Source organism: Shimazuella kribbensis DSM 45090 (assembly GCF_000428065.1).
Classification (GTDB): domain Bacteria; phylum Bacillota; class Bacilli; order Thermoactinomycetales; family Thermoactinomycetaceae; genus Shimazuella; species Shimazuella kribbensis.
This window is the reverse complement of sequence record NZ_KE386618.1, coordinates 55,650-80,062: the sequence shown is the minus strand read 5'-3', so window position 1 is coordinate 80,062 and position 24,413 is coordinate 55,650. Positions and strand designations below refer to the sequence as shown.

Genomic DNA, 24,413 nt, shown 5'->3' with positions numbered 1-24,413 from the left:
GCTTTACACAGTACTCAGGACAGTGTTGAAAACAGTGCTTTACACAGTACTCAGGACAGTGTTGAAAACAGTGCTTTACACAGTACTCAGGACAGTGTTGAAAACAGTGCTTTACACAGTACTCAGGACAACATAGAAGGCAACACTTTACATAGTAAGAAGAATAGTGCTGAACAAATAGCTGAAAGATTAAAGGCCAGAAACAAAAACACTAAGAAATTAACCTTTCAGGAAAAATACCCTAACAAGGTAACTTTATATTTAGAGAAGGAAGTAAAAGAAATACTTTATTTAGATGGAGAGGGACAAAAAGAAGGAGGAGTAACGGAATTACTTAATAAAATCATAAAAGAATACTATGGATTGAAATGAATCGAAAGATCCAACAGTAGTTCTAGAAAAATTTAAATTATGGAAGCAATCAACTGTTATAACTGAGTTAAGGATATCAAAAATTTAACCTTTGAAAGAGGAGTCATCTAATAAATGGCTTCTCTTTTTATTTTGTTTTCCAGATATTGAGAAAAAAATGCTGACAAAATGGCATTCTTCCATCATTAGATTTAATAAAAAAGCAAAACTGTTGGCTGAATTGCTGACAATATGGCAGTAATCAAAGAAGTATTAAAATAAATTTTCAAAATGTATTGAATTCGGGACGAAAGCATGATATATTATAACTGTCCCCATAACGGGACAGACGGGAGGATAGAGTTATGAACGGAGAGGATTCCCCTATATTTCATGTTTTCACTGCTAGCTCAGCAGCAGAGAAATGGGGATTAGCAGAGGATACTGTTAGGAAGTGGTGTCAAAGGGGATTCAACCACGGAGAAGCAAAGAAAGACGGGGGAACATGGCTAGTCACTAGGGATTTTATGATTAGAAAGACCAAAAGGGATATAAAAGAATAAAAGGCTCACTGGTATCGTCGCAAACTCCACCAGTAAGCCAAGAGGAAGAGTCTTAGAAAAAGACTCCCGTTAAGTGTAAGGCAAATAAGTTTCCAAGAAAAGAGGAGAAAAAGTGAAAAGGAAAATAGAAAAGTGGTTCGGAGGCATCATGTTCATCTATGCAAGTGTTATGGCGATTTATCTAATATATCGCTTTACAATTGGGTTAATCACAGGAGATCATCCTAACACCACAGCTTTTTATATTTTCTATCCAGCGTTAATCATTACCATCTTAGTTGGTCTGCGATCTTTTTATGGAGTCTTCCGAGGCGAGAAAGGTTACAGAATTTTCGAGGGTGATAAGAATGAGTAACATCTATCAAGAGGAAAGATGGAAAAGTAGAGGGCACGTCCGTAAACCCAATAAATTTGTATTAGGGTTGTATTCAATGTTTGACTTAATACAAGATTTCGGACCAATGTTTTCATCAATGGGGCGAGGGATCAGAAAAGCAGGGTCAACAACTTGGGGATTCTTTACCCGATCTATAATGTTGTTTATTAATTTTGCTTTGGTGGTTGGGATCATCTATTTATCAGTGGGTCACTCCTATACATTACTTGTTCATTCTGGTTTCTCTGGTGTAGCAGCTTGGGTGGCTGTTGCAGTCTGGGAAGCTGTATTTATCTATTGCAGTATGCTCATTGATAATGCTCATCGCAATAAAAGAAAAGTTGGTTGGGCTGCATGGATCGGTTTTCTTATGGGTTTTGCATTTGTTGGGATATCAAACTATATGGGAATGGCATCAAATACGATAGGAAAAATAATTGGAATCAGTACACCAATATTACTGTTGGTTATGAAAAAAGTTTTAGAGCATCAGTTCAAAAATGAACCAGCAGAAGAACAAAAAAATACTTCTTGGTTCTCATCTGTTTTCAAATCAAAAACCATAAAAACAACACCTGAACCAACAGCACCATCAACACAAAAATCAGCAGTCGAATTAACTGCAATTGAACATGTTGAAACAGAAACAACAGCTCGAAATTTAAGCAAATCAACAGCATCATTAACAGATGAAATAACAGCTCAACCAACAGCATTAGAAGATGAATTACCAACAGTCAAATCAACAACCGAAACAACAGTAGAGATATTAGAAGAATCAACACCAGAAAATGAAGTCGAAACATTAGAAGATACAACAGAAGATGAGTCATCAACAACGGTCGAATCAACACCAAAAACAACAGCGGAAATATTAGATCAAACAACAGCAGATTCAACAGAGGATATGACACCAAAATCAACAGCATTATTACTAGATAAATCAACACCATTGTCAACAGATGAATCGATAAACAAAACAACAGTTCCAACAACACCTGAATCAACAGGAGATGAGGAGTCGAAAGCAACACCAAAAATGAAAAAATCAGCAGGCAAAAAGATGACCAAAACAACAGGTAAATCAACAGGCAAAACAACAGCCAAAAAGAAAAAATCAACAGGTAGAAAATCAGCACAACCAACAGCAGAAAAAGTAGCCGAAATTGCAGAAGAATATAAAAAAGAACATGGTGATTATCCAGGGCGACCTACTTTAATGGATAAAGCTGGATGCGGACCAAATAGGGCTAGAGTAGTGTTATTACAATTAAAAGCAGAAGAAGAGAAGGAGAAGGAGCAACCAAAACTCAAACGTGTAAAATAAAAAAGCGGTCGTATAATTGACCGCTCTTTCTTTTTGAAATCTATAATCTCTTAATCTAGTTGTTCTCATGTGCAAATATTGGTAGAATGGGAACCATCAAAACAAAATGAAAAACGACCTACATCCTTTTGCCGAGGGTTTGAGAGGTCGCTTCATTCGAACTTTTATCAAGTTATGTGCCTATTGTAACTCTTTTTTCGAAATGGATCAAGCAGATAATTTTGGCTTTTTTCGTCGGAATTTAGAATACAAAATTTAGGTAATTGATAAATATTTAGAAGAAGCCACCTCTCTAGGGCGTTAATTAGAGGGGTATTTTTATGCAAAACGATAGTGTGGTTCAATTTAGAGGAACTGTTTATGAAAACGGTTCGGGTATGGTAGCTAAAAAGGTAATGCGTGACATAACTATTAGCAGAGACGCAAAAGCATTGTATGCATATCTCTGTTCTTTCGCATGGGGAGGAACAGACACAGAAAGATCAGCGTTTCCAAAAGTAGAAACACAATGCCATGAATTACAAATTAAAACAGAGAAGAGTTATTATCGCTATCGTAAAGAGTTATTAATGAGTGGTTATATCACCATCGAAAAGAAGCGAAACACCGAAGGAAAATTTAAAAGTAATATCTATTACATAGAAGCAGTACCGGTACCAAAAACAGAAGAAGAAGTAAAGAAAATGCTACGAGAATTAAATGATAAAGCAAAAAAAGATCCACAGGGTAAAAAAGAAAGTGTGGATCAAAAGAGCCATACGGTAAAAAAACGCAGGTTGGTTAAAACCACACTTGGTTTAAACCACACTAGGTCAAAAGAGGGGTCTAATAATAAACAGTCTTTAAGAAAAACAAATTCTTCTAAACAAGATCAAGTATTAAACAACAACATAGAAGAGGTTGTTGGTGTCAAATATATAATTAAAAATAGTTTTAAAGTGGATAAAGAAATTGACAACAAAGATATTGATAACTTGATTGATATTGCAAAACAAGCAAACAAAGATTTAACAGAAGTAATAGCTAATACAAAAACTTATTTTGAAACTTCGAAGGAACCTATAAAGAATCTCGTTGGTTCTTTGATATATGAAATTGAAACAGGATGGTCAGTACCATCAAAAGCAACCAGCAAAGCAAAAACATTACATGTTCAGCAAATATCAGTACAAAACCAAATCAATGAGGCACAACAGGAAACAGCAGCAGGAGCAGAAGGAAATATGACAGCCGAGGAATTACAAGGTACATATGAGGATATTCAGGCAACAATGAAGTTTCTTCGGAGCACTGAGAAGCATGTAGCAAATAACAACGGTCATTAATAGATTCATATATAGTGAAAATTCGAACTCTACATATCCTATATTCGATTTTGATACCATAGGTAATGGTTATGTATTCGGAAGGTATAAAATGTTCATATAAACGAATTTAGGAGGCGTTTTTATAAATGGAGTTTCATGTGTGGGAAAGACAACAACTAGAGAAGATGGTGAACGGCTCTATCAAAGCAACAAGATCACAGATTAAACAGTTTGAAGCGAAAGATCAAGCAGATCAGCTTCGTACAGCTAAAAGTAGATTGATAAGATATCTGGAGTTATTGGAAAAGGTTCGTTCGTTATAAAGCAAAAGAGCCTCAAATAGAGGCTCCTACGATTACAAACATACTATTATTGAAATGATGATAGAAATGCTCATATATGTATCCCTCCTGATTTTTTCCAATATGAAGAATACGACAAAAACATGTGAATCCCTTTTATAAAAAGCAAAAGAGCCACCAAACGGCGGCTCTATGCACAACCATATGCTCTATGTATTTGATAGAACGTATGATCTTTATCATATCAAATGTGGCGATGTGTTCCATCCGGTAAAATCAACCATGTGAGTTTATTCAAACAATAACTGTAACAATGGTGTGAATACCCATGTTAAAAAGAGGTAGAATGCAGGAATGAAGAAAAAGGCGTTGATTATCCGTCTTCTTCTACCTCTTATTCTTTTGGAAAAAGTAGATAGAAAAAGAACTAGAACTATCATCATGCCAGAAATTACAACGACACCAATGGATAACCATATATGAAATGACATGATTTATTTCCCTACCATTTCTTTGGTGCTGGTGTGAAAAATTTCCCCTTATCTTCTTTGGGCATTTTCAGCAATGTTTCCAATGGTTTTTGGTTCTCATTATTGCTATAGCCATGGAAATTCTCGCCTTCCTTGGCCTTGATCCAGTCTCCACGACCTCCGTTTGTTTTGACCCAACTCATGTAATCCCTCCTTTGTTTGCATAATAGTAATACGACAAAATGAAATAATTTCCTTTTTCAAAAATAAAGCTAACACTCTAAATTAGTGTTAGCTAATTGCTTTTTTATTTATGGAATAAGTGTAGGTGAAATCGTGCAGTGAAGAATTAGCAATAATCTTGCTATATTCAAAAAGTATTTTTTTCCCTTTTCTATCGATACCCCAAATCCAGCGATCCATTTCAACTACTGGCTGTGTACGTGAGATATTTAGAAGTGAGCATTCTTGTTCGTTTGGCATTCTACAATTTAAACTTTCTGTTACTTCAGATGCATTAAGATCTTTGTTATCCCGTAACCAATCGAACAAAGGGATTTTATGATCTTCTTGTCCTTTTAGTTCTTTCGTTAGAGAACCTAGTAAGTAAGTGGTGAGTATTCGATAAGGGATTCGATCAACTACTTGGATACGATATCGTTTAAAAACTTCGTCATCTGGTTTAATGCCCATTTTTCTACTTATTTCTATTTCTGCGGGTATTACTTTAGATGGTTCTAGATAACGAATTGATACTTCTCTTCCTTGTTCCCTAGCCAAGTGAATAAATGATCCAACCTCTTGCAGTTCAGGACCGCTATTTTTAGGCAAGGGATCAACATTACCCATAGTCATTTTTTGAACAGGAAAGCGCACAAATGCACCACTGTTAGGCAGAATATCTATATAATTCTCTTGCTGCAATCTTTGAAGTGCGGCTCTAATAGTCCCCCTACTTGCATTTAGTTCTTTTGATAACGCTCGCTCTGAAGGTAATCTTTGTCCAGCGATATACTTATCTTTAATTTGATTACGTAGCTCGCTTACAACCTCATTTATTTTGGATTTCTCCATTTTAATCCCTCCTTATCGTATAAATGTCATTTCTTTGTATTCTAAATAATCATTGATTCGCACTCTCTGAGCTGGATGCATTTCAAGATTTTCTAATTGATCCAATGAAATAAACTCAACCTCTTTTGATTCTGAACTTACTTGCATTGATCCATCAATGATTTGACAAGCAAAACATATTGAAAATTGTTGTCTAATTTCCCCATCGGAGTACTCAATTACATGTTTTGGATCAGTATAAATCCCAATGCATTTTACAACCTCAACATTAAACCCCGTTTCTTCCATCACCTCTCTTACGATTGTTTCCTCAATCGATTCACCAAGTTCCATTCCTCCACCAGGTAAAGACCATAAATTATTATCCCGTCTTTTTTGTAGCAGAATCCTGTTTTTATCATCTATGACAACGGCTGAAGCTGCTGGAACTATTGAATTTGGTTTCGGTGCACCATCCTCATGGTAGTAATCTTTCCGTCCCATTTTACCCCTTCTTTTCTGCGTGGTATGTACCACATGTTATGAATCATCATACCAAATTGCAAAAAAATTAAAAATAACTATTGCAAATTGGTATACACCAATGGTACTATAAAATCATAAATTGGTCTATACCAAATTGAGAGTGAGGTGTATAACTTGGAAAAAACAGCCCTCATTCTTGGCTTAGTAATTCTAATCGTAGCCCCTATTGTCTTAATAGTTAAAAACTTATACGAATTCATAATAAAACCAGTTTACGAACGCATCAAAGAAAGAATCATATCCCTGATCCCACGTTGGATCAGAGGAAAGTAGGTGGAAACAGTGGGAGAAGGAGTAGATATTTATTGTTTTTCGATGTTAGGAGCAATTTTTTTGATGATAATCATGCTCCTCATGGATCTCATGGCGGAAATCAAAAAAGATCAAGATTAATGGTCAGATTGAACTTTGAAAATGGAATAGGAGGGATTTAGATGGATTTTAGTGGGATAGCATCTTGGGTTGCCTACAGTATCATTGGGCTTCTAACTGTGGTGGTGCTTTTCAGACTTGGGATAGCTGCCATGAGAGGAAAAGCCAAGGAATGCAAAGATGAAATCAAACAATTTCTAGTGGTTTGTTTCTTTTTTGGGATTCTCCCTGGATTAGGTGGAATCGCAATAGACACAGGAAAATCACTGGTGAAGCCAGTAACATCAATTGTCAAAGCAGTTTCGGAGAAAGTATCCGATGAAGCTGTGAAATCAGTCCAAGGAAACTAGATCATGGATATGGTGCTGAAAATCGTATACATGGCGGATACCATCCTGATTTATTATCAAGTGCCGACCTTTTGTTTGCTTGGAGTGGCTGCTTACCGGGGCTGGAAGAATGGTGCGAAAGTCATGATCCGAGGTGTGATTGCTTTTTGCATCTCCATTGTCGTATTGATTGGTATGCCAATGGGGATTATTGAATCTCTCTTGCCAGAAGAAACATCAGGTGATGTAGAGACAGCCATCATGAAGGAGGTGTCAAAGTGGACCAACTAACTTCTTTATTCCTTTTTACGATGGTGGCAATAGCTATTGTAGTGGTAGCCTATAAATTACTGGAAAACAAACAGGCAAAGGCAAAGCCCATAGAAGCGGAAGAAACAAACCATTATGAGTACAAGAAGGACTAACTTTTTTTAGGGTTAGTCCTCTTTTTCTGAGGAGGGTTAATAATGGAGTATGGACGTGTGAAAAACGATTCCTTTCGGGTGATCCCAGTGGTTCCACTGGAGTCCATAGGAAACAAAAAGGAACAAGAAGAGAAGAGTTTTAAGCGAATCATTCAGGAGATTACCAAAATGAATCAGCCTTTTCTGGAAGCGGATGCAGGGAAAACGGTAATTGTCAATGGAGAAACGTTTTATAACGATGTTCCGAATGTGAGTTGGAAGCTATTCAAAAAGGATGGGAAGATTCATTCTTACTTTGGTTTTCCAAAAGAAGAGGAAGCATTACAAACAAAGTTACTTGGTGCTTTGCAATCGGATATCCAAGGTTGTCGCTTTGCTTCTGAAACCGTCGAGTTATCCCATGAAAACCTCTATTCCTTTGCGATTAAAGGGTTGCCACAGCATTTTGCCATCGAACTAGATCGAGAGTTTTATGGAAAAATCAAAAGATTGTTTCACTTGGTCGGAAAAGATTCCTTGTTATACAGCCTTACGATGAAAGAGGTAGAGGATCATGGAAGAAAGCAAAAGGAACTAAGAAAACGATTTGCTGGAATCGATCCTGACAGCATCAAAGATATGATCTGGAATGGGATGAAACGGATATCCGTTTCTGGTGTCAAACAAATCTATGGTTACTTGGAAGAAGAGACAAAAGAAAAACATCAAGAAATTTATAGCGATATTGTAGGGAATTTCACTCGTAAAGGTTGGATTAAGGGGGAGAAACACCCTGTATCCAAGCGGAAGATCGCAGATGGGAATCTATATGTGATGGCCGAGGTACTGTTTATTCTTTGGACAGAAGATGAACAGAAAGCTCAAAGATTCCAATTGGAGTTACAAAAGTTAATGGATGAGATGCAAGGTGAAAATAAACTACAAGTCGTACCTGTTAACCCTAATCTTAACCGAGTACAAAAAGGTCACTTGCAGTATGGAAATATTCCTCAAATCTGCTTATACCAACGAGAGTTAAGCAAATTTCTCTATCTGCCAAGTGTAGACGATATCGACGATTTGTTTTATTACGAGCATGAACAAAAGACCGAGATCCCACCCTATGCGATTGGTTATGAAACGGGATCGTTGGCATTAGGAAGGCGGATGGATACAGGGGAAATCATCTCCTTGCCACGAGCTACAACGGAAACGGACTTGGATGACAGGGGAACCCCTACCATTATCTCAGGTAAGAAGGGGTCAGGGAAAACACAAGACCTCATCAATAAAGTAGCAGATACTTTCTGTCTAGGAGCATCCAGCATGGAAGAATGGAAAAAGCACTCACGGTCATCAGTCGTTATTGATGTGGCTGATGGGGATATGCTACGCGAAATCTACGAGCTGGTTCCAAAAGAGCTACTTGATAGAGTGATTATTTTGAATCATGCAGACTTAGAGAATCCGATCCCAATCACCAATCATGACATCCTGAACATCAACAAAGTAGATGGATTTGAAGAAGAAATTGCAAACATGGAAACCGAGATGTTAATGGATTCCTTGAAGGATAAAGGATCAACGATTGCAGTAGAACGGCATTTCAAGTTGGCACTGCAAGCATCTTATCTTGCTGGCAAAGGCAACATCATTGATGCCATGCGGATTATTGAGGATCAAGACTATCGAAATCACATCATTTCTCTTTTAGGTGAGGACCAAGTATTTTTACCTGGTGAATTACGAAAAATGGATCAAATATTTGATGATCCCAAGGCGTTAGAAACCATTGATAACCGCATATCTAGGCTTAAAAATACACAACCATGGATTGATGCACTATCACAAGAACCAACAGAAGGAATGGACTTTTGGCGTTGGCTTAACGGAGACGAAAATGGGGCTTACTTAGTTCTTATCTACATCCCAAAGAGAATTAACAAGTCCTTTCGTAGTTTCTTATTTGCTCATTACCTGATGAAACTTTGGTATATGACAGAAGCCCGCGAAATCATTAATAAAAAAGATCGTCGTGAGTTTCTGGTGATTGTTGATGAGTTGCACCAGATTTTCGGACATCGAGTAGTACCCTTGGTATTGGAAGCAGTACACAAGGAAGCTCGTAAGTACCGAGGTAGATACGTTTTTACTATTCATGGTTGGTCATCAATCAAGGATAAAGAAATCAAGGACACAATCAAAGATTCTAGTGGTAACTACATCATGCTTAAGGGTGGGGATGATATGTTTTCCAGCTTGGAAAAAGAGTTCCGTCCTTATAACGTCACCGATTTCAATAATCTGATGAAGCTGAGTTATTGCGGACTTTTTAAAGTGGACATTAAGAAAAAAACACATGTATTCCAAGCGAAACTTATGGAACCTGCTTCTGTCCGATTCAAGAAACGACGTTCTGTAACCTTGGAAGCATTCCGAGCTAAGAAAAATCAATATGGACGACCTAAGAAAGAGGTACGTGCTGCTATGAAAAAGAAGGAGGAAATCAAATGTCAGGAACAAGCGCAAGCGCAAAACGAAGTAGCCGCCGAGTTAGACAGGATTATAAGCGTCTAAGATTGCCTAAGAGTGAGTTTAATCTGGATTGGGCGAGAGTAAATGTGGAGTTGACTCCACGCCGAGAAAAGATTTTAGAGCTGTTGAAGACACATCGAATTCTCACTGCTGAGCAGCTAGAGTATTTACATCCAGATTATGGACATCAATCGCAAAGTCAGATGCTTTTGAGGAGAGATATCAGCAAATTACACGAGGTTTACCTAGTGGATAAAGCTGCTCAAAAGAAGATTTTGCGATGGGATGGCACAGAAAAAAAGACAATGGTAGCAGCGATTGGACGGATTGGCAGCCAGTATGTTGGCTGGGCAGAACACTACGAACGAATCAGGTACGAAAATGGATCAGCTATTCTCCCTAAAACTGCTCACCACGTCTTGCGGGTTCATGATATGGAGATCCTTGCCCGTGAAACCTTGAAAAGCCTAAGAGTAGACGTTCTAGCATGGGTTTTCGAGTGTGGAAAGCAAATCATCCAACACCCAACAAACGGATTAAACCCTGATGCGTTTTGTATTATGGGCGATCAGGTCACAGGGGAGAAATATACAGCGTTTTTTGAATATGATACTGGTTCGATGGATTTGCGAAAACGAATGAAATTCCCAGAACTCGAAGCGAAGTTTGACAAATACAAAGGGATACAGGAGTGGCGGACATGGTACCAACGTCCGCTCAGTCTAAAAAGTGAGAACAAGTTCCCTTATGTGTTTTTCGTAACGGAGGAGGAAAAAAGGTTTCCCGTCCTTCCAGAGTTGTTATCAAAAAGAGGGATCAAAAGTACGGTTTGTATGCAATCGGATTTCGTTAATGAACTCAAGAAATTCATACACACCATGCGGAAATCAAACGTATGACCCCCTGTTAGCGGGTATGTTAGCAAGAGATGGTGCTAACATACCCCAGCGAATAAGGATAGACCCATATAAATCAATAATTTGAGCACATATTTCGTTGCCACTTTCAGCTGCAAGCTATTTTTACACTTCTTTTTTCTATTTAATTATCTTTCCACTTACCTGACCAGCGGCACGAAAATTTTACTTTGAGGAGACGAGAAACATGTTCGAATATCTGGATAGCTTATACCGATCCGCGGCATCAACTGGTGCAATGATCATCATAATAACTACATGTGTTGTAGTAATCTATTTACTGTTTAACCTATCACCAATCATCGAAAATCTGATACAAAAAAACAATACTCAAGAATCAGTTATAGTTGATAACAAAGAGATCCACATTAATATCAAAAACCGCACATATGAAATCAAATTCGATAAATTAAAATCATTGTTCTGGAGGTTTGTAGGAATCGCTTATCTAATCGGTTTGCTATTAGCTTTCGCAATAGTCGTAGTGATTCCCTTAGTTTTAATTGTGGTTTTGGCGATAAAGAAAGGACTTAGATATGGAGTAGTGCGAGGGATAAGAAGTGTATTGCGATTACCTTCACCAAAGTAAAAAAGACGCTCTGACAGTGAATATCTGTCATGAGAGCGTCTTTTTTACTTTTCTTTTGCTCTTTCTTCTGAAAGAAACGCATTAATATGATTCAATAAAAAATCCTGTAGCGACATGCCTTTTCTAGCTAAGAATGCCTTTAAATCCTTTGCGTCTTCTTCATCTATTCGCACACTTATCATTTTCTTACCCATATACATCCCCCACTTTGTCTTCTTGATAACATGTTAACATTTTAGCAGAAAAGTGTTGACTGCACAATTGTCTACTTGTTATAATGTTAACAAGTAGACAAAACGAGGTGAAACAAATGTCCATAGAAGACAAATTGCAAAGTTTGTACCAAGAATTGGGGTCATGTGTCAAAGGATTAGATGATTCTAAGATATCAAGTTTACGTTCTGAAATTAAAGAGCTTGAAAAGAAGCTAAAAAAGTAAAAGCCCCCTACACAAAGGTAGAAGGGCAGTCGCAATCTCATTCTACCACAGGGGGAGATTCCAGAAAAGGAGTGTCCCGAGTGAAACGCTTTGAAGACTACGAGCCGATTGGCTTATAAATACATCCTAATTTCAAGTGATAGGAGTGAATCTCATGCGCAATCGTCGTGAACCAGCAGAGTACTAAGAGGGAAGAACGGATCTTCCGTTCCTTCCACAGAGCCTATAACATGCTTGTAAGCTCTGTGGAGGTTTCCCCTCCAAAATTACATCTAAGGAGAGAATGAAAATGGAAAATGATCTAAGAAGATTGGAAGCAAGAGTGAAAGAGGTAGAAAAAGAAATGGAACAAACTCAACAATGGTGGACAGGAAGAGAGCGTGATGAAATTATGAGCGGCCATGAGGTCGAACTGAAAGAGCTTAACAGTAAAATAGAAAAAATTAAAGAGAAGTTGTAACGGAGATGTATCATCAATATTTCCAAAATTTACGAGAAGCAGACAACATTCTTCATGAAATAACTGAATTGAACGAAGAGTACCAACGACTTTTCAATAAAAAAATTATCCCTTATGAAATTATGGATTCTCAAAAATCCAATCGCAAGGCAAATCTTGTTATACGTATGAAACCTAATCATTTTATGATGAATGAAGAACGATTATTTTATTCTAATGAACCTTACACCGTTTATTATGAACTTCCTGATTCCATGGCAAAAATATTAGTTTCTGCAATTCAGGCAATACAAGCAAGTCAATTAGATGCAGTAAAACATGTACACTTAGATACCAATATCGGGAAATACACTTTCAGCATGACGGGTGGAGCAGATAGTTATGATTTATATGATTCCGATGAACTGAACGACATTGCATGCTGGTTTAAAAAAGGTTGGTAAATTAAATAAAAAAGGAATCCGCGTGGGACTCCTCTGATCTAGACAATTAGAGTGTACCACGTGTCGGATTCCTCGAAAAGGGGATAATTGTAATGAGTAATTGGGAAAAAGCGAAGAAAGAACATGGAGCTGGATTGTTCCATTCTAATTATAAAAGTGAAGAACAAATAAAGAAGGAAAAAAGAGAACATGATCGTGAAATTCAGCGCGCTATTGACATGGGGAATAAAGGTAAGAAATAAAAAGAAGCTCATCAGGGATTATCCTTGGTGAGCTTCTATGTATTCATCAACTTGATTTGACAATGCTTTAAATTCTAAGTACATTTCATTCCAACCGTTGGCTTCCATCCAATCCAAGATATCTAGCATGTAGGGGTGATCACTTGGATGATCCTCATTGTACCCCTGCTCCAAGATCGGTTTCATGCGCCCAATCATTTGATAACCGAGTGTTAGTGTATCAATATGATTTTCGCACATTGGTAACAAGTACTGTAATCGCTTCTTTTCCTGCCCCCACATTGATAATATACGACGTTTGGTGAAGCTCATGGAAACCCTCCCTATACTTCTTGGGATGAGTATACCAAACAATCGCACAATAACCGGTATCAAATTTGATACGATTTATATTGCGTAAAAGTTCTACGAATAAAAGGCTACCATATTGGCAGCCTTTTCTATATCAATTAACTAACTATTAGGGGTAGATGGAGGTGGTTCGGCGAAATTTGATCTTATCCCTGGTGGGTCAGTATCAAAGGTCATGTTGGATCACCACCGTTTTTCCCTTCTGGATCTCCTAAGTAACCTGGTGGATCGCTTTCTAACATGCTAACACCTCCCGAATTGTCAGTAATATTATACCATTTCTGAATAAAAAAGCCCAACATAGGGCTTCCCTTATTTCATTTCCCTAGCTTTTTTCAACCACCTGTTGCCCTCTTCGATGTTCTGAGTTAATCCATCACCTCGGAGATACCTCCATCCTAAAGCTCGCATGGAGGCGACATCTCCCATCTCTGCCGCATTTCTCAACCATCTTTCCCCTTCATGTGCATCCTGCGTCAACTGATTCCCCTCTAAATATCGGGTTCCCAGTTCCCACATAGCATCAGTGTTTCCATTTGATGCCGCCTGATGTAAGAGTTCGATTTGATTCATGGTATGTACCTACCTTATATCTTGGAGGGTTTTTCCTCTGATTCTAGCCTTTTTCTTTTGTCTGCGATCCATTGTATTTCTTCTAATGCTGTTTGTAGATATTCAGTTTTGTTATATTCGATGTAATAAGAAACGACTGGTGTTCTAGTAGTAAATGATATTTTAATGCCTTTTTCCTCCTCTTCTGGAATTGGTAGCTCCCACAACCATTTTGTATTTTCCTTGATGTCTTGAATCGCACCAACGCAACATATTCCACAATATTCAAGTGATACACGTTCCCATTTTAATGATTCATTTACTAGCCAATCACAATAAAATTGCACTGCTTTTGGCGGGAATCCCAGTATTAGACCTAGTTCCTTGTAAAAAGCTGATGTATCTGGTTGAATACCATCTATCTTCTTTTGAAAGCTGTTCCTAAGCTCCTTTGATTGAAAATAAATAACCTGATCCATTTCGTGTACGAAAGCGTTTATACTCGGATATTTATGGAGTTGTGCTTCCTTGTCTTCTTCGTGCCTACCCCATTCACTGTTATAGTTGTAGAGTATTGCAGGTTTATATCCTTTAAAAAAGGCATCAATATCATATAGTGTACTCATGATGTACAAGTTAGATATAAATCATGTTTTCCCTTCAATAAGAAAACCACCTCTTGCATGTACTGGAGGTGGTTTCTGTTATCCTATTTTTCGTTGTAAGTCTTTTACATCGTCATCCAAATCGTTAACTTTATCGGCCAATGATTTATTTAATATATAGATTTCTTGCAAGGTATCTGCGGTTGTCTGGAATCCTTCTGTTACCATTGTAGTATGCTCGTTAAACTCAGTTCTATCAACCATTTTAGATGATATTTCGTTTAGCTTATTCTCTAACCGTGCATGTTGAGAATTTAATAATACGTAGCCGGTTTCCGATTTATCTTCCACTGTTACGGCAGTTTGTTGTACTGCCAGTAATTCTTCTCTTGTGGGGAGATGTTTAATAGATTCTTTTACACCTTGAATTTCTTCTAGGAGTAATCGCATTATTTGCTTTAAATTATCGTTATCACTCATAAAATTGCTCCTTCTACAAGCCTTATTATACAATATTCGAGCTATTTGATGGATTTCCCTTTTGCTAGTGATGACTGCTACACCTAAGACTGACATACCACTATTTTAAAACCAAGAAGAGAGAAGGATTTGTTAGTCCTCTCACTTCTTGGTTTTCTTTATTATTTCTCAATCAATCCATCTATCGTTTGAAGTAGTAATTTTCTTTGTTCAGAAGATAATTTTTTACCTGCCTGGATCCAGTTGTGAAGTTCAGGGGTTAGTTCTGATTCATCATTAAAGAACTCTGATAATGAAATCTCAAAAACATGACACACTTTAGCAAGTAGATCAACAGATGCTGATTTATCGTCCCGTTCAATTTGTGATAGATAGGGCTGAGAAACATTGACTTTGTCAGCTAATTCTTTGATAGTCAAACCATTTATTTTTCTTAGTTTACGAATACGTTGTCCAACATTCATAAGTAATCTCTCCAAAAAAAAAATTACAAATAGCAATAACATCCCTTGATAAATATTGCTAATAGCAATATAATATAAACAAGGAGGTGAAACACTATGTCACTAGCTATTAAAGAAATCCGTAAAAAGAAGCAGATAACACAAAAACAATTAGCAGAGATAACTAGGTTATCACAGTCATATTTGAGTCAAATCGAATCTGGCAGTCGGCAACCAACATTAAAAACATTATGTGTGTTAGCCGATTCTCTAAATGTATCACTTTCTTTGATCTTAGGTGAAAGAAGGTGAACGAAATATCTATTATTTGAAATTAAGCTTCTAGCCTAGTTGCGGATATTCAAGTATTAGTAAAGCTCTCACAAGGTGTTACGAGCACCTAGGAGAGCACAAAACCAACAAAACGATAAGCCCATTGTAGCACGATGGAGCACAAAGGAGAAGATACACCAATGAAATTCAGCGAAAGCGTTGAGAACTTACTTCCTGCACTTATTGATGTACAAGGGTCAATGACAACGCCTAAAAAAAGCAGAGAAGGAAGAACTGGTAATCAGATATATAAATATGCTGATCTATGTCACTGGGCCTAGGGTTGCTGCTCTAGTCCGTCAGATAAATTCCAAAAATAGTTAGTCGATATGAGTTTCATTTCAGTAGCACTAAAGTCAAGCAAGATCAAACAACAGCATAAATGAGGGCTTGTCCCCTCTCCAATATTAAAAAGTAAGGGGGCTACAAGTTTCCCTTATCCTATCATACAAATCACGAGGTGAAGTAAATGAGTGGTAACGGATGGATCAGCCTACATAGATCATTACAAAATCATTGGTTGTTTACAGAGAAAAGAAAGTTTTCCAAGTTCGAGGCGTGGGTTGATCTTCTGTTACTCGTGAACCATTCAGACTCTAAGGAAATATTTCGAGATGAACTGGTTAGTGTCAAACGTGGTCAACGTGTCACCTCAATTAGAAAACTTTGCAATCGTTGGGGATGGTCAAACAATAAGGTAAAGAATTTTTTCGATTTATTGGAAGCAGAACATATGGCAATAATCCAAAGCGACACTAAAAAATCGCTCGTAACTGTTATAAACTATGACTTTTACCAAAAAGATAATTCTAAAAAGCGACACCCCGAAAATCAAAATGAACAAAAAGAACCCCAAAAAAGCGACAGTGATGCGACGGTTTTAAATCAGGAATATCAAGAGGTTTCACAGTTGGAAGAGAATAAAAAGCGACAGCAATGCGACAGTGATGCGACAGCGATGCACACAAACAATAATGTTAATAATGAAAACAACTTAAATAAATTAACTAATAATAATAACGAATCTCCGAAATCCTTTTTAGAAGAATTAGAAGAAGACGAAGCAAAACAAGCAAGCAACATGAAGTTGATAGAGGAAATCGAAAGGGAGTATCAAGCTAGGAAGGGTGAAGATCCTGAATTGCCACCACATGATAACGATATTCGCTCAATAACAAACATGGTGAATGAAAATAAATTCACTAGAGAAGAAATCTTTGATGGCATTAACTATGCCTTTCTGACAGCAGCCAAACAAAATAACACAGTTTTCTCATTCAATTATTGTATTACTTCCATCATTTCTCAGAAGGAGTACAAACAAAAACAAAAGGAATGGAACCAGCTTAAACAGCAGAAGAAAACATCCAACAATACACCTGATAGCAAATTACCAATAGCCATTCGCGAGCAGATGGAACGAGAAGAACGGGAGCGACAAGGGATAAAAGAGCCTGAGCCATCACCAGAAGAAGTATCCAAGCAACGAGCGAAACTCAAAGAAATGCTTGAAGATATGGGCATACACAGGGAGGACTTAGCATGAAGCATTTGGGATCCGAAGCACAAGTTTTGTTTCAAGATAAGATACAATCCTATCAAGATAACTGGTTGAAGATAATGAAGCACCCTCTGATATGTGATTTTCAAAAAGAATATCCAGAGGTTACAGCATCCACTTTGAAACGCTCCATCCCAAAACTAAAGCAGTACATAAAGGATCAAGAACAGTGTAGTGGATGTAAAGGTTTAGAAACTTGTCCGAATATGGTTGAGGGGCATTGTTCCCAACTTGTAGAATATGGCGGTTTCATTGATCTACAGATGAAGAAATGTCGGATGTTAGAAATGTACGAATCCCAACAACGGCGCAAACGTCTGATTAAAAGTCATAAGATTCCAAAGGATGTATTGGAAGCGACTTTCCAGAGCATCCAGATGGATGAGGCGAGGATGCAGGCTATTACAGAGGTGATAGGTTATTCAAGAAAATTCAAAGATGAATTACCCGCGACCGGATTGTACTTACATGGATCATTTGGCACAGGTAAGAGTTACCTGGCAGGAGCGTTGATGAATCACCTATCAGAAATAGGGATTGATTCTTATATGGCTTATGTCCCTGATTTCATCCAAGCGGTCTATGCAACATTCAAAGAAGGTACTACCAACGAATTGATAGAGGATATCAAGCAGGTAAAGGTATTGATCTTAGATGATATTGGTGCTGAAACACTATCTCAATGGTCTAGGGACGATTTCCTAGGAAATGTTTTGCAGCATCGCATGGCAGATCGATTACCTACCATATTCACATCAAATCTAACTCTGGACGAGCTGGAAACACATTTATCCTATACATCAAAGGGACCAAGGGAACCATTAAAGGCTGGCCGGATCATGGAAAGGATTCGTCACTATACCAAGCCTGTACAAGTTCTAGGTCACAACAGAAGATTGGGGGCAGTCTAACCCCATGTTGCAAGAGAGCCACGAGTATACAGCTTTATCAGAATACAACTTTGTGTGGACAGATCGGCAGATTCGAGAGTTCCGCAAGTTGTGGAAGAAAGGATTTGGTATTGATTTCATCGGAAGGGAGTTGGACAGGCATGCAATAGAGATCATGTGTCTGGTGATGGACCAAGCGGAGAAGGGTTACATCGATCAACGTGAGGGTGGCATCATGGGGAATCGAGGACAAAAATAAAAGCCAACCTTTCGCAGAGGTTAGCTGGACACGGATTTTGGAAAATTCAATTATCAATGCCCATTGTACGGGAAACAGTGGGCAAAATCAAGGAGAGTGAACAGAATGAGAGCAAGCATCTATTGTAGATATTTTGCAAAGCAAGTTATTGGAGAGTGTAAGCGCTTTGGATTGATAGATGATTTAAGAGAGTATGCTTGGATTGATGTAATCAATGGGAATGACCTAGCGCACGATTTAGAAGCAGGAAAGATTGTTTTCACAAAAACCCAGAGAGTACAAATGGAGAAAAGAATGGCGCAAGGGCTTAGTGTGGAAGAACGACAACTTTGGTTCTTGGCTCGACTGGTGCAAGATCAAATCAAGAAGCAAATCAAGGGGGAAGCTTTATGACAAAGAAATTCGTGCGAAGATTGGAAACCAACGACATTGTAGAAAAAGGAAACATCTTTCGAGATGGTGATGATGGATTCAAGATCACCATTATCGAAAGAATAGAGGAGCTTCATGGAACTGTATATGTAACATTTCGTGCTCGGAAAATGACCAATAAGGAAAGAGATAACTTCTTTGAATTCTTGAGGGATTTAGAAGAGAAGAGAAAGGGAGACGCATCATGAGAAATGCAAAGTACGGCTATCAAGTTTGGGATTATGACAATGTGATCGTATCTGATGGAGAAGGAAGCGCCAGAACGTTGGAACGTTTCGCTGAAATTGTGAAAGCAGATATCGAAAGAAAAATAGATGTAGATGACTACGATGATGACTATGATATCGACGATATTGAGGAATTAGGCTGGACAGTATGGGACTTAGAAACAAAGGAGTATCTGGAGTTTCAAGGATCAACATTGGTCGATAAAGGGAGAGATGAACAATGAAAAAGAAACGTATACAGATTTCCATAGATGCGAAGAAGTTTGAACGATGGAAGAAACTTGAGGATCTTTTTTGGAGTTCCGATGTCGATGATCATACAAAGTGTCCAGAGTGTGGGAAACAAGGGCTTCATTGCGGATGTGCTAAACGACTTGCTGATGATATTTTGACATCAGCCATTGAGATTAAAAAGGATGATGAACAATTTTTTGATTCCGCGCTACGTCGTGAGCCGGATGGACAGTATTGGATTCTCAAACGTGGCGCTTCGGGCTGGGTTAGATTGGATCGTTTTGTTGAGAAGGGTGACGAATCATGAAGTTGATTATGTACCGTCGCTATGATCAAGAAATTCTATGCGGATCAAAGGAAGGCGTATATGTAAGGTTTATCAACAGTAGCGGATGTGGTGGGATTACATTTTTGTATGATCCACCTGTGAACTTAGATCACGCAAATAGAAGAGAGTTGAACGATTTATTCCAAAACGTTGTTCGGCGAGAACAAGTGGAGTTTATAAAACGGAGATACAAAGAAGAGATTACAAAATTCATCTAGGAGAGATTGATTAAGTATCAGGTAAATTAGTGTTTCGTTTTTTTGAAAAAAGGTATACAAAAGATGGAAAAAAGCATATAATGTAATTGTGTTACTTAGTAATACAAAATATAGAGTGATCAACGACTATTGTATGATTAATGTACTTTTGGAACTGTTTTTTTATTATTAAGTAGCACAAATAATAAGAAAGGTGGTTCTGATTATGACCATTTACAATGAAAAAGAGAAATCTTTGATGGATGAGGTAATTGGAGATATCCAAGTTACAGAAAGAGAAATGATAGTGGCTGCTGATGATAGCCCTGCTTCCAAAATGACTTCCAATTGTCGCTGCTAATTCTTTGTAAGTCCTGACATCTAGCTCGTCGATGTCAGGACTTTTTTTATATCTGTAAGGAGTGATAGTAATGAGAAAATTTATACAAAAAGGATCAAGATTTAAAATGCTAGGTTTTATTGACCATGAGTTGAAGGAGGAAATTGCACATATAAAAAGGAAACTGCAACGTTTACCCTCTGTGGATCTGGACACATTGTTAACAAGTTTTACACAGGATATAGAGAAAAAAGCATTTGTTCTAGTGGGGAAAGCGTTGGTGCTCGAACTCAATCGTCAACGGGTAGAAAATCAATTGAAAGGACATACACCTCAAATAAGATTTGATTATTTTTGTGGTCAGTTGTCTGAACAGAAGGATGAATTTTGGAACAAGTATCCGGTCTTACAGCAACAATTACGGACCATGCTAACCAGTTGGCGAAGTGCTGTCTGCTCATTGATGGATGCATTATCAGCGGATTGGGATCAAATTGGTAGGGAGTTTGGGAAGGACAGCTTCTTAGGAAAATGGAATCACATTCAATTGGGGTTAGGTGATTCGCATAACGCTGGTAAAACAGTAGCCAAATTAACATTTGAACCTAGTGTTTCGATTATTTTCAAACCTCGTTCCGTGGAAGTAGAAAAACACTTTCAACATTTGTTGAATTGGATAAATGACAGAAGTTCATTTGATTATAAGACGATGAGAGTAATCAGCAGTAAGGATCATGGATGGGTTGAAATAGTTGAGCAAAAAACGTGTCATTCAACGGAAGAAATCACATATTTCTATGAGCATGTAGGAGGATTATTGACCGTTTTGCATGCTTTGGATGGCACGGATATGCATAGTGAAAATCTTTTTGCGGTTGGAAAACATCCCGTTATTGTTGATCTGGAGTCTTTATTTCAACCTCGAATAGAGGAGAAAAATCCATTTGATTTATCGGTCGTTCGCACTGGATTGGTTCCCACTAAAACGTGGAAGAAAGATCAGACAGATGATGGGGTGGATATCAGTGGTTTGGGTGGAGAAGAAGGACAAATATTGCCGGATTTAATGATGTACTGGGAAGACGAAGGAAAAGATACAATGCGACTAGGGTTTAAAGAAGCACAATTGCTTCGGTCGGAAAATCGACCCATGTTGAATGGTTCACCTGTATCTGCTAATGATTTCTCAGAAGCGTTTATCCAAGGATTTGAACGGATGTATCTTTTTCTACTTGAAAAGAAAGAGGAATTGATTACGTTTCTGGAGATTTTTCGTTTTGATCCCATACGTGTTGTGCTGCGATCTACTAGGACATATGGTCTTTTGTTAAGGGATTCGAATCATCCCAAACTCCTTAGCAGCAAAGAAGATTGGAAATCTTTCTTTCGTATTCATTTGAGAGTTGCTACAAGCAAGCATGCTTTTTTAAGTGAAGTTGTGGATTGGGAACAGCAGAGTTTACAGTTTGGTGATGTTCCCTACTTTCATACACATCCAGCATCTCGAAGTATCTGGAATGATAATGGTGATGAAAGAAAGAATTATTTACCTGTTAGCCCATTCCATCAAGTAATAGAAAAAATCCAGTCTCTTACCAAGGAAAATATGACACAGGAGTCTTGGGTCATTGAAGCCTCTTTGTCTTCCTTACATTCGAATAAGAGGGAGAAAGAGAGAGTGTCTGTTATTCCATCACATCAAAATGTATCACATTCGAATTGGATGGATACAGCAATGGAAATTGGCGATTATCTTATTCATACCTATCGGTTTCGGAAAGATTGGATTGGACTGAAGCAAGCCCAATCAGGATGGAGACTAGATAAACTCAATCATGATCTTTATGATGGGTTAGCTGGGATTGCACTGTTTTTAGGACACCTAGGGGCATTATCACAAGAAAATCGTTTTACGCAAGTAGCGAAGACCATATGTGATGAGGTTTGGGTTAAGTTTAAAGTCACAAATGATGCATATCCAATAGGTGCTTTTTCGGGGTGGAGTGGTGTTATCTATGTGTATGTAAAGCTCTCGAAATTATGGAATGATCCCATTTTGTTGAAAAGAGCACTAGATATTGCAAAGAATTTGGAGTCACCTATCAAAGATCAAGACTTAGATTGGATCGGTGGATCATCAGGTGTAATACCTGTTCTCCTTCGGCTATATGAGGAAACGAAAGAAGAATACATTCTATCTCTGTCGAAACAATATGGAGAACATCTATTAGAAAGCTCAAAATGGATAGATGATGGTATTGGTTGGATTACGGAGAGCGCTGTCCCTTTAACTGGTATGGCGCATGGTGCATCGGGTTTCTCTTTAGGACTTAGAGAGCTGTATAAATGGACTGGTGACAATCGTTTTAAAAGTGCAGCACTCCAATCCTTAAAGTATGAAAGAAGTCAATTCAGCTCAATAAAACAGAATTGGATAGATTTACGGGGTAACAAAAAAGTAAACTATGCAGTTCAATGGTGTACAGGAGCTGCTGGAATTGGGGTATCTCGTTCGAAGATGATTTCCATATGGAAGGATCGAGTACTACTGGAGGAATTAAAGATTGCCGTCAAAACAACGCTTGCAAATGGATTTGGCTATGATCATTCCTTATGTCATGGGGACATGGGGAACTTGGATTTTCTCCTTTTAGCAAGTGAGTTTTTAGAGGATAGTTATACAAAAGAACAAATAGAAAATATGAAAAGCTATGTAGGAGACAGCCTAAAACAACATGGTTGGTTATGTGGAACTCCACAACATGTAAAAACACCAGGATTGATGGTGGGGCTGTCTGGGATTGGATATGGGATTTTGCGTTTGCTATCACCAGAATCCGTCCCATGCGTACTGGTATTAGAATGAGGTAGAAAAATGACAATATATAATAAAAAGGGTTGGAGAACATTTTTAATTGTGTGGATATCGCAAGGGTTATCAGCATTAGGGAGTGCATTGTCCAACTATGCACTTCTTTTTTGGTTAACTCAAAATGTTTATCCAAATGACAAAGAATCTTTAGCTTTATCTCTTACTGGTATTGGCCTTGCATCGGTATTGCCAGGAATCTTACTTTCTCCTTTTATAGGAGTGTGGACTGATCGATGGGATCGGAAAAAAACGATGATGCTAATGGATATTGGACAGGGAATGCTTCTTTTTCTTTTGTTGGTATGCTTTTGGACTTTGCCAACTAACACTACATTATGGCTTTCTTTTCCTATTATCTCAGTTATGTCGATTCTAAATGCAGTTCACTCCATTTCACTATCTTCATCCTATGTGATGTTACTTAAAGGGAAGGATCTTATACGAGCCAACGGAATGATGTCCACGATGTTCACAGCGACTGCTTTTTTGGCTCCATTTCTAACCGCCGTCTTGTTTTCTGTTTTCAAGGTAAATCAAGCACCTAGTATATTACTCCTTGATACATTGACGTTTTTTGCAAGTGGGACAAGCCTATTTCTTATTGATATTCCTTCGCCGAAACAAGAAGAAAAAGATAAAAAAGAGTCTCTTGGATTTAAGAGAGAACTACTCACTGGAATAGAGTTTGTAAAAAGGAAGCCACTATTTTTATGGATGTTATTTTTTGAATTTGTGGTGATTTTCAGTTTCTCCTCTGAAATTCTTTATCCATTACTCGTAAAAGAAAGCCTTGCACCAGATCGAGAACAGTTGGGATGGAGCGAGACGTATTCCATTGCTATGCTCGAAACGGTTTCTTTTGCGGGTGCAACTATCGCGGGACTTCTTCTATCTTGGAAGGCTTGGTATTCGCGACAAACTTTTCTTGTCAGTTATTTTATTTGTGGGATCATGCTTTTCTTTTTCGGATTAACAACAAGTGTTATATGGAGTGCGATTATCGTGTTTCTTGCTGTATTGTCTCAAACTATATTACGGGATCAATTTTACGTGACGTGGCAGACACAAATACCTCCTAACATGCAAGGCAGAGCGTTTGGTCTAAGGCGTTTTATTAGCTATTTTGCCGCACCAGTTGGTTTTTTCATATTTGGGATCGTCACTACTCATTTAAAAACAAACTTACTGTATTGTTCGTTGGGGATACTGTTACTTTTGGCATTTTTATTGGCTTACAAGGTTATTCAGTTTCCTAGTAGACAACATAGCAAGTGAAAACAAAAA

General features: G+C 37.9%; 38 protein-coding genes. 28 read left to right on the top strand and 10 right to left on the bottom strand.

The genetic code is table 11. The features are described from left to right. From A3GQ_RS27795 to A3GQ_RS27530, 6 genes are all read left to right on the top strand, one after another. A partial coding sequence (locus A3GQ_RS27795) for a hypothetical protein (RefSeq protein WP_028778788.1) occupies positions 1–372 on the top strand: 372 nt, incomplete at its 5' end. A gap of 344 nt (positions 373–716) precedes the next feature. Further along, complete coding sequence (locus tag A3GQ_RS0121595; RefSeq protein WP_028778787.1) at positions 717–914, top strand: helix-turn-helix domain-containing protein; 198 nt, start codon at positions 717–719, stop codon at positions 912–914. Positions 915–1,026: 112 nt separating this feature from the next. Beyond that, positions 1,027–1,269 carry a hypothetical protein gene (locus tag A3GQ_RS0121590; RefSeq protein WP_028778786.1) on the top strand — a complete coding sequence of 81 codons (243 nt, stop codon included), beginning with the start codon at positions 1,027–1,029 and terminating at the stop codon, positions 1,267–1,269. Beyond that, a complete protein-coding gene (locus tag A3GQ_RS0121585) occupies positions 1,262–2,617 on the top strand; it encodes a hypothetical protein (protein ID WP_028778785.1) in 1,356 nt (451 codons plus the stop codon). The genes A3GQ_RS0121590 and A3GQ_RS0121585 overlap by 8 nt, the downstream gene beginning before the upstream one ends. Before the next feature lie 320 nt (positions 2,618–2,937). Then, positions 2,938–3,942 carry a helix-turn-helix domain-containing protein gene (locus A3GQ_RS25920; protein ID WP_051272229.1) on the top strand — a complete coding sequence of 335 codons (1,005 nt, stop codon included), beginning with the start codon at positions 2,938–2,940 and terminating at the stop codon, positions 3,940–3,942. 128 nt (positions 3,943–4,070) lie between these two features. Next, positions 4,071–4,247 (top strand): hypothetical protein, encoded by a 177-nt coding sequence (locus A3GQ_RS27530; RefSeq protein WP_156877891.1) that lies wholly within the window; start codon positions 4,071–4,073, stop codon positions 4,245–4,247. A gap of 481 nt (positions 4,248–4,728) precedes the next feature. Here A3GQ_RS27530 and A3GQ_RS27525 read toward each other — a convergent pair whose 3' ends face one another. From A3GQ_RS27525 to A3GQ_RS0121555, 3 genes are all read right to left on the bottom strand, one after another. Continuing rightward, complete coding sequence (locus tag A3GQ_RS27525) at positions 4,729–4,899, bottom strand: hypothetical protein (protein ID WP_156877890.1); 171 nt, start codon at positions 4,897–4,899, stop codon at positions 4,729–4,731. Between the two features lie 88 nt (positions 4,900–4,987). Beyond that, the gene (locus A3GQ_RS0121560; RefSeq protein WP_028778784.1) at positions 4,988–5,770 is read right to left on the bottom strand and encodes a GntR family transcriptional regulator; all 783 of its coding nucleotides are present in this window, start codon (positions 5,768–5,770) and stop codon (positions 4,988–4,990) included. A gap of 12 nt (positions 5,771–5,782) precedes the next feature. Then, positions 5,783–6,253 (bottom strand): NUDIX domain-containing protein, encoded by a 471-nt coding sequence (locus tag A3GQ_RS0121555; protein WP_028778783.1) that lies wholly within the window; start codon positions 6,251–6,253, stop codon positions 5,783–5,785. A 476-nt stretch (positions 6,254–6,729) separates the two neighbouring features. Here A3GQ_RS0121555 and A3GQ_RS0121545 point away from each other — a divergent pair, with 476 nt between their 5' ends. The 6 genes from A3GQ_RS0121545 (at position 6,730) to A3GQ_RS0121515 (ending at position 11,441) form a co-directional block, all read left to right on the top strand. Next, positions 6,730–7,017, top strand: a complete 288-nt coding sequence (locus tag A3GQ_RS0121545; RefSeq protein WP_028778782.1) for a hypothetical protein — start codon at positions 6,730–6,732, stop codon at positions 7,015–7,017. A 3-nt stretch (positions 7,018–7,020) separates the two neighbouring features. Continuing rightward, positions 7,021–7,287 carry a hypothetical protein gene (locus tag A3GQ_RS0121540; protein ID WP_028778781.1) on the top strand — a complete coding sequence of 89 codons (267 nt, stop codon included), beginning with the start codon at positions 7,021–7,023 and terminating at the stop codon, positions 7,285–7,287. Next, positions 7,275–7,421 carry a hypothetical protein gene (locus tag A3GQ_RS27520; RefSeq protein ID WP_156877889.1) on the top strand — a complete coding sequence of 49 codons (147 nt, stop codon included), beginning with the start codon at positions 7,275–7,277 and terminating at the stop codon, positions 7,419–7,421. The genes A3GQ_RS0121540 and A3GQ_RS27520 overlap by 13 nt, the downstream gene beginning before the upstream one ends. 42 nt (positions 7,422–7,463) lie before the next feature. After that, the gene (locus A3GQ_RS0121530) at positions 7,464–9,977 is read left to right on the top strand and encodes a type IV secretory system conjugative DNA transfer family protein (protein WP_028778780.1); all 2,514 of its coding nucleotides are present in this window, start codon (positions 7,464–7,466) and stop codon (positions 9,975–9,977) included. Next, on the top strand, positions 9,911–10,834 hold the full coding sequence (locus tag A3GQ_RS25915; protein ID WP_051272227.1) for a replication-relaxation family protein: 924 nt from the start codon (positions 9,911–9,913) through the stop codon (positions 10,832–10,834). Before A3GQ_RS0121530 ends, A3GQ_RS25915 begins: the two co-directional genes overlap by 67 nt. A 205-nt stretch (positions 10,835–11,039) precedes the next feature. Beyond that, positions 11,040–11,441 (top strand): hypothetical protein, encoded by a 402-nt coding sequence (locus A3GQ_RS0121515; protein ID WP_028778778.1) that lies wholly within the window; start codon positions 11,040–11,042, stop codon positions 11,439–11,441. A gap of 44 nt (positions 11,442–11,485) precedes the next feature. Here A3GQ_RS0121515 and A3GQ_RS27515 read toward each other — a convergent pair whose 3' ends face one another. Further along, positions 11,486–11,635, bottom strand: a complete 150-nt coding sequence (locus A3GQ_RS27515) for a hypothetical protein (protein WP_156877888.1) — start codon at positions 11,633–11,635, stop codon at positions 11,486–11,488. 534 nt (positions 11,636–12,169) lie between these two features. Here A3GQ_RS27515 and A3GQ_RS27510 point away from each other — a divergent pair. The 3 genes from A3GQ_RS27510 to A3GQ_RS27505 all read left to right on the top strand — a co-directional run bounded on the left by A3GQ_RS27510 (position 12,170) and on the right by A3GQ_RS27505 (position 13,025). After that, a complete protein-coding gene (locus A3GQ_RS27510) occupies positions 12,170–12,340 on the top strand; it encodes a hypothetical protein (protein ID WP_156877887.1) in 171 nt (56 codons plus the stop codon). Between the two features lie 5 nt (positions 12,341–12,345). Further along, positions 12,346–12,783 (top strand): hypothetical protein, encoded by a 438-nt coding sequence (locus tag A3GQ_RS0121495; protein ID WP_028778777.1) that lies wholly within the window; start codon positions 12,346–12,348, stop codon positions 12,781–12,783. Between the two features lie 92 nt (positions 12,784–12,875). Further along, positions 12,876–13,025 carry a hypothetical protein gene (locus A3GQ_RS27505; RefSeq protein WP_156877886.1) on the top strand — a complete coding sequence of 50 codons (150 nt, stop codon included), beginning with the start codon at positions 12,876–12,878 and terminating at the stop codon, positions 13,023–13,025. Positions 13,026–13,043: 18 nt separating this feature from the next. On the opposite strand, the gene A3GQ_RS0121485 is transcribed toward A3GQ_RS27505, so the two are convergent. From A3GQ_RS0121485 to A3GQ_RS0121460, 6 genes are all read right to left on the bottom strand, one after another. Then, entirely contained in the window at positions 13,044–13,337 is a 294-nt protein-coding gene (locus A3GQ_RS0121485) for a hypothetical protein (protein WP_028778776.1), read from the bottom strand. Between the two features lie 212 nt (positions 13,338–13,549). Continuing rightward, entirely contained in the window at positions 13,550–13,678 is a 129-nt protein-coding gene (locus A3GQ_RS28305) for a hypothetical protein (protein WP_281170854.1), read from the bottom strand. 10 nt (positions 13,679–13,688) lie between these two features. Further along, positions 13,689–13,949, bottom strand: a complete 261-nt coding sequence (locus A3GQ_RS25285; RefSeq protein ID WP_051272224.1) for a tetratricopeptide repeat protein — start codon at positions 13,947–13,949, stop codon at positions 13,689–13,691. 14 nt (positions 13,950–13,963) lie between these two features. Further along, positions 13,964–14,554, bottom strand: a complete 591-nt coding sequence (locus tag A3GQ_RS0121470) for a hypothetical protein (protein WP_028778775.1) — start codon at positions 14,552–14,554, stop codon at positions 13,964–13,966. Positions 14,555–14,632: 78 nt separating this feature from the next. Continuing rightward, positions 14,633–15,013, bottom strand: coding sequence for a hypothetical protein (locus A3GQ_RS0121465; protein WP_028778774.1), 381 nt, complete (start codon positions 15,011–15,013; stop codon positions 14,633–14,635). Between the two features lie 161 nt (positions 15,014–15,174). After that, positions 15,175–15,477, bottom strand: coding sequence for a helix-turn-helix domain-containing protein (locus A3GQ_RS0121460; protein ID WP_028778773.1), 303 nt, complete (start codon positions 15,475–15,477; stop codon positions 15,175–15,177). Between the two features lie 96 nt (positions 15,478–15,573). On the opposite strand from A3GQ_RS0121460, the gene A3GQ_RS0121455 reads away from it, so the two are divergent. The 13 genes from A3GQ_RS0121455 to A3GQ_RS0121395 all read left to right on the top strand — a co-directional run bounded on the left by A3GQ_RS0121455 (position 15,574) and on the right by A3GQ_RS0121395 (position 24,404). Then, positions 15,574–15,768 carry a helix-turn-helix domain-containing protein gene (locus A3GQ_RS0121455; protein WP_028778772.1) on the top strand — a complete coding sequence of 65 codons (195 nt, stop codon included), beginning with the start codon at positions 15,574–15,576 and terminating at the stop codon, positions 15,766–15,768. A 161-nt stretch (positions 15,769–15,929) separates the two neighbouring features. Continuing rightward, positions 15,930–16,070, top strand: coding sequence for a hypothetical protein (locus A3GQ_RS27500; protein ID WP_169818324.1), 141 nt, complete (start codon positions 15,930–15,932; stop codon positions 16,068–16,070). Between the two features lie 452 nt (positions 16,071–16,522). Beyond that, positions 16,523–17,335 (top strand): hypothetical protein, encoded by an 813-nt coding sequence (locus A3GQ_RS25910; protein ID WP_169818323.1) that lies wholly within the window; start codon positions 16,523–16,525, stop codon positions 17,333–17,335. Beyond that, positions 17,332–18,261 (top strand): primosomal protein DnaI, encoded by a 930-nt coding sequence (gene dnaI / locus A3GQ_RS0121440; RefSeq protein WP_028778771.1) that lies wholly within the window; start codon positions 17,332–17,334, stop codon positions 18,259–18,261. The genes A3GQ_RS25910 and dnaI overlap by 4 nt, the downstream gene beginning before the upstream one ends. 4 nt (positions 18,262–18,265) lie before the next feature. Continuing rightward, positions 18,266–18,499, top strand: coding sequence for a hypothetical protein (locus A3GQ_RS0121435; RefSeq protein ID WP_028778770.1), 234 nt, complete (start codon positions 18,266–18,268; stop codon positions 18,497–18,499). A gap of 105 nt (positions 18,500–18,604) precedes the next feature. Next, positions 18,605–18,892 (top strand): hypothetical protein, encoded by a 288-nt coding sequence (locus tag A3GQ_RS0121430; protein ID WP_028778769.1) that lies wholly within the window; start codon positions 18,605–18,607, stop codon positions 18,890–18,892. Beyond that, the gene (locus A3GQ_RS0121425; RefSeq protein ID WP_028778768.1) at positions 18,889–19,119 is read left to right on the top strand and encodes a hypothetical protein; all 231 of its coding nucleotides are present in this window, start codon (positions 18,889–18,891) and stop codon (positions 19,117–19,119) included. The genes A3GQ_RS0121430 and A3GQ_RS0121425 overlap by 4 nt, the downstream gene beginning before the upstream one ends. Further along, a complete protein-coding gene (locus tag A3GQ_RS0121420; protein WP_028778767.1) occupies positions 19,116–19,382 on the top strand; it encodes a hypothetical protein in 267 nt (88 codons plus the stop codon). Before A3GQ_RS0121425 ends, A3GQ_RS0121420 begins: the two co-directional genes overlap by 4 nt. Beyond that, positions 19,379–19,699 (top strand): hypothetical protein, encoded by a 321-nt coding sequence (locus tag A3GQ_RS0121415; RefSeq protein ID WP_028778766.1) that lies wholly within the window; start codon positions 19,379–19,381, stop codon positions 19,697–19,699. The genes A3GQ_RS0121420 and A3GQ_RS0121415 overlap by 4 nt, the downstream gene beginning before the upstream one ends. Beyond that, positions 19,696–19,938, top strand: a complete 243-nt coding sequence (locus tag A3GQ_RS0121410) for a hypothetical protein (protein WP_028778765.1) — start codon at positions 19,696–19,698, stop codon at positions 19,936–19,938. The genes A3GQ_RS0121415 and A3GQ_RS0121410 overlap by 4 nt, the downstream gene beginning before the upstream one ends. Before the next feature lie 205 nt (positions 19,939–20,143). Then, positions 20,144–20,278 (top strand): hypothetical protein, encoded by a 135-nt coding sequence (locus A3GQ_RS28300; RefSeq protein WP_281170853.1) that lies wholly within the window; start codon positions 20,144–20,146, stop codon positions 20,276–20,278. 70 nt (positions 20,279–20,348) lie between these two features. Beyond that, positions 20,349–23,123 (top strand): type 2 lanthipeptide synthetase LanM family protein, encoded by a 2,775-nt coding sequence (locus A3GQ_RS0121400; protein WP_028778764.1) that lies wholly within the window; start codon positions 20,349–20,351, stop codon positions 23,121–23,123. A 9-nt stretch (positions 23,124–23,132) separates the two neighbouring features. Next, complete coding sequence (locus A3GQ_RS0121395; RefSeq protein WP_028778763.1) at positions 23,133–24,404, top strand: MFS transporter; 1,272 nt, start codon at positions 23,133–23,135, stop codon at positions 24,402–24,404. Positions 24,405–24,413 lie beyond the last annotated feature (9 nt).

Bases quoted from the DNA above. Each gene is read 5' to 3' on its own strand.
- A3GQ_RS25285 (WP_051272224.1), bottom strand. From the start codon at position 13,949: ATGAATCAAATCGAACTCTTACATCAGGCGGCATCAAATGGAAACACT.
- A3GQ_RS0121485 (WP_028778776.1), bottom strand. From the start codon at position 13,337: ATGAGCTTCACCAAACGTCGTATATTATCAATGTGGGGGCAGGAAAAG.
- A3GQ_RS0121460 (WP_028778773.1), bottom strand. From the start codon at position 15,477: ATGAATGTTGGACAACGTATTCGTAAACTAAGAAAAATAAATGGTTTG.
- A3GQ_RS0121395 (WP_028778763.1), top strand. From the start codon at position 23,133: ATGACAATATATAATAAAAAGGGTTGGAGAACATTTTTAATTGTGTGG.
- A3GQ_RS0121470 (WP_028778775.1), bottom strand. From the start codon at position 14,554: ATGAGTACACTATATGATATTGATGCCTTTTTTAAAGGATATAAACCT.
- A3GQ_RS28300 (WP_281170853.1), top strand. From the start codon at position 20,144: ATGACCATTTACAATGAAAAAGAGAAATCTTTGATGGATGAGGTAATT.
- A3GQ_RS25920 (WP_051272229.1), top strand. From the start codon at position 2,938: ATGCAAAACGATAGTGTGGTTCAATTTAGAGGAACTGTTTATGAAAAC.
- A3GQ_RS0121415 (WP_028778766.1), top strand. From the start codon at position 19,379: ATGAAAAAGAAACGTATACAGATTTCCATAGATGCGAAGAAGTTTGAA.
- A3GQ_RS0121560 (WP_028778784.1), bottom strand. From the start codon at position 5,770: ATGGAGAAATCCAAAATAAATGAGGTTGTAAGCGAGCTACGTAATCAA.
- A3GQ_RS27510 (WP_156877887.1), top strand. From the start codon at position 12,170: ATGGAAAATGATCTAAGAAGATTGGAAGCAAGAGTGAAAGAGGTAGAA.
- A3GQ_RS0121465 (WP_028778774.1), bottom strand. From the start codon at position 15,013: ATGAGTGATAACGATAATTTAAAGCAAATAATGCGATTACTCCTAGAA.
- A3GQ_RS0121400 (WP_028778764.1), top strand. From the start codon at position 20,349: ATGAGAAAATTTATACAAAAAGGATCAAGATTTAAAATGCTAGGTTTT.
- A3GQ_RS0121545 (WP_028778782.1), top strand. From the start codon at position 6,730: ATGGATTTTAGTGGGATAGCATCTTGGGTTGCCTACAGTATCATTGGG.
- A3GQ_RS27500 (WP_169818324.1), top strand. From the start codon at position 15,930: ATGAAATTCAGCGAAAGCGTTGAGAACTTACTTCCTGCACTTATTGAT.
- A3GQ_RS27525 (WP_156877890.1), bottom strand. From the start codon at position 4,899: ATGAGTTGGGTCAAAACAAACGGAGGTCGTGGAGACTGGATCAAGGCC.
- A3GQ_RS0121430 (WP_028778769.1), top strand. From the start codon at position 18,605: ATGAGAGCAAGCATCTATTGTAGATATTTTGCAAAGCAAGTTATTGGA.
- A3GQ_RS27515 (WP_156877888.1), bottom strand. From the start codon at position 11,635: ATGGGTAAGAAAATGATAAGTGTGCGAATAGATGAAGAAGACGCAAAG.
- A3GQ_RS27505 (WP_156877886.1), top strand. From the start codon at position 12,876: ATGAGTAATTGGGAAAAAGCGAAGAAAGAACATGGAGCTGGATTGTTC.
- A3GQ_RS0121555 (WP_028778783.1), bottom strand. From the start codon at position 6,253: ATGGGACGGAAAGATTACTACCATGAGGATGGTGCACCGAAACCAAAT.
- dnaI (WP_028778771.1), top strand. From the start codon at position 17,332: ATGAAGCATTTGGGATCCGAAGCACAAGTTTTGTTTCAAGATAAGATA.
- A3GQ_RS0121585 (WP_028778785.1), top strand. From the start codon at position 1,262: ATGAGTAACATCTATCAAGAGGAAAGATGGAAAAGTAGAGGGCACGTC.
- A3GQ_RS0121595 (WP_028778787.1), top strand. From the start codon at position 717: ATGAACGGAGAGGATTCCCCTATATTTCATGTTTTCACTGCTAGCTCA.
- A3GQ_RS0121410 (WP_028778765.1), top strand. From the start codon at position 19,696: ATGAAGTTGATTATGTACCGTCGCTATGATCAAGAAATTCTATGCGGA.
- A3GQ_RS0121515 (WP_028778778.1), top strand. From the start codon at position 11,040: ATGTTCGAATATCTGGATAGCTTATACCGATCCGCGGCATCAACTGGT.
- A3GQ_RS0121495 (WP_028778777.1), top strand. From the start codon at position 12,346: ATGTATCATCAATATTTCCAAAATTTACGAGAAGCAGACAACATTCTT.
- A3GQ_RS0121435 (WP_028778770.1), top strand. From the start codon at position 18,266: ATGTTGCAAGAGAGCCACGAGTATACAGCTTTATCAGAATACAACTTT.
- A3GQ_RS28305 (WP_281170854.1), bottom strand. From the start codon at position 13,678: ATGTTGGGCTTTTTTATTCAGAAATGGTATAATATTACTGACAATTCG.
- A3GQ_RS25915 (WP_051272227.1), top strand. From the start codon at position 9,911: ATGTCAGGAACAAGCGCAAGCGCAAAACGAAGTAGCCGCCGAGTTAGA.
- A3GQ_RS27530 (WP_156877891.1), top strand. From the start codon at position 4,071: ATGGAGTTTCATGTGTGGGAAAGACAACAACTAGAGAAGATGGTGAAC.
- A3GQ_RS25910 (WP_169818323.1), top strand. From the start codon at position 16,523: ATGGCAATAATCCAAAGCGACACTAAAAAATCGCTCGTAACTGTTATA.
- A3GQ_RS0121420 (WP_028778767.1), top strand. From the start codon at position 19,116: ATGAGAAATGCAAAGTACGGCTATCAAGTTTGGGATTATGACAATGTG.
- A3GQ_RS0121455 (WP_028778772.1), top strand. From the start codon at position 15,574: ATGTCACTAGCTATTAAAGAAATCCGTAAAAAGAAGCAGATAACACAA.
- A3GQ_RS0121540 (WP_028778781.1), top strand. From the start codon at position 7,021: ATGGATATGGTGCTGAAAATCGTATACATGGCGGATACCATCCTGATT.
- A3GQ_RS0121425 (WP_028778768.1), top strand. From the start codon at position 18,889: ATGACAAAGAAATTCGTGCGAAGATTGGAAACCAACGACATTGTAGAA.
- A3GQ_RS0121530 (WP_028778780.1), top strand. From the start codon at position 7,464: ATGGAGTATGGACGTGTGAAAAACGATTCCTTTCGGGTGATCCCAGTG.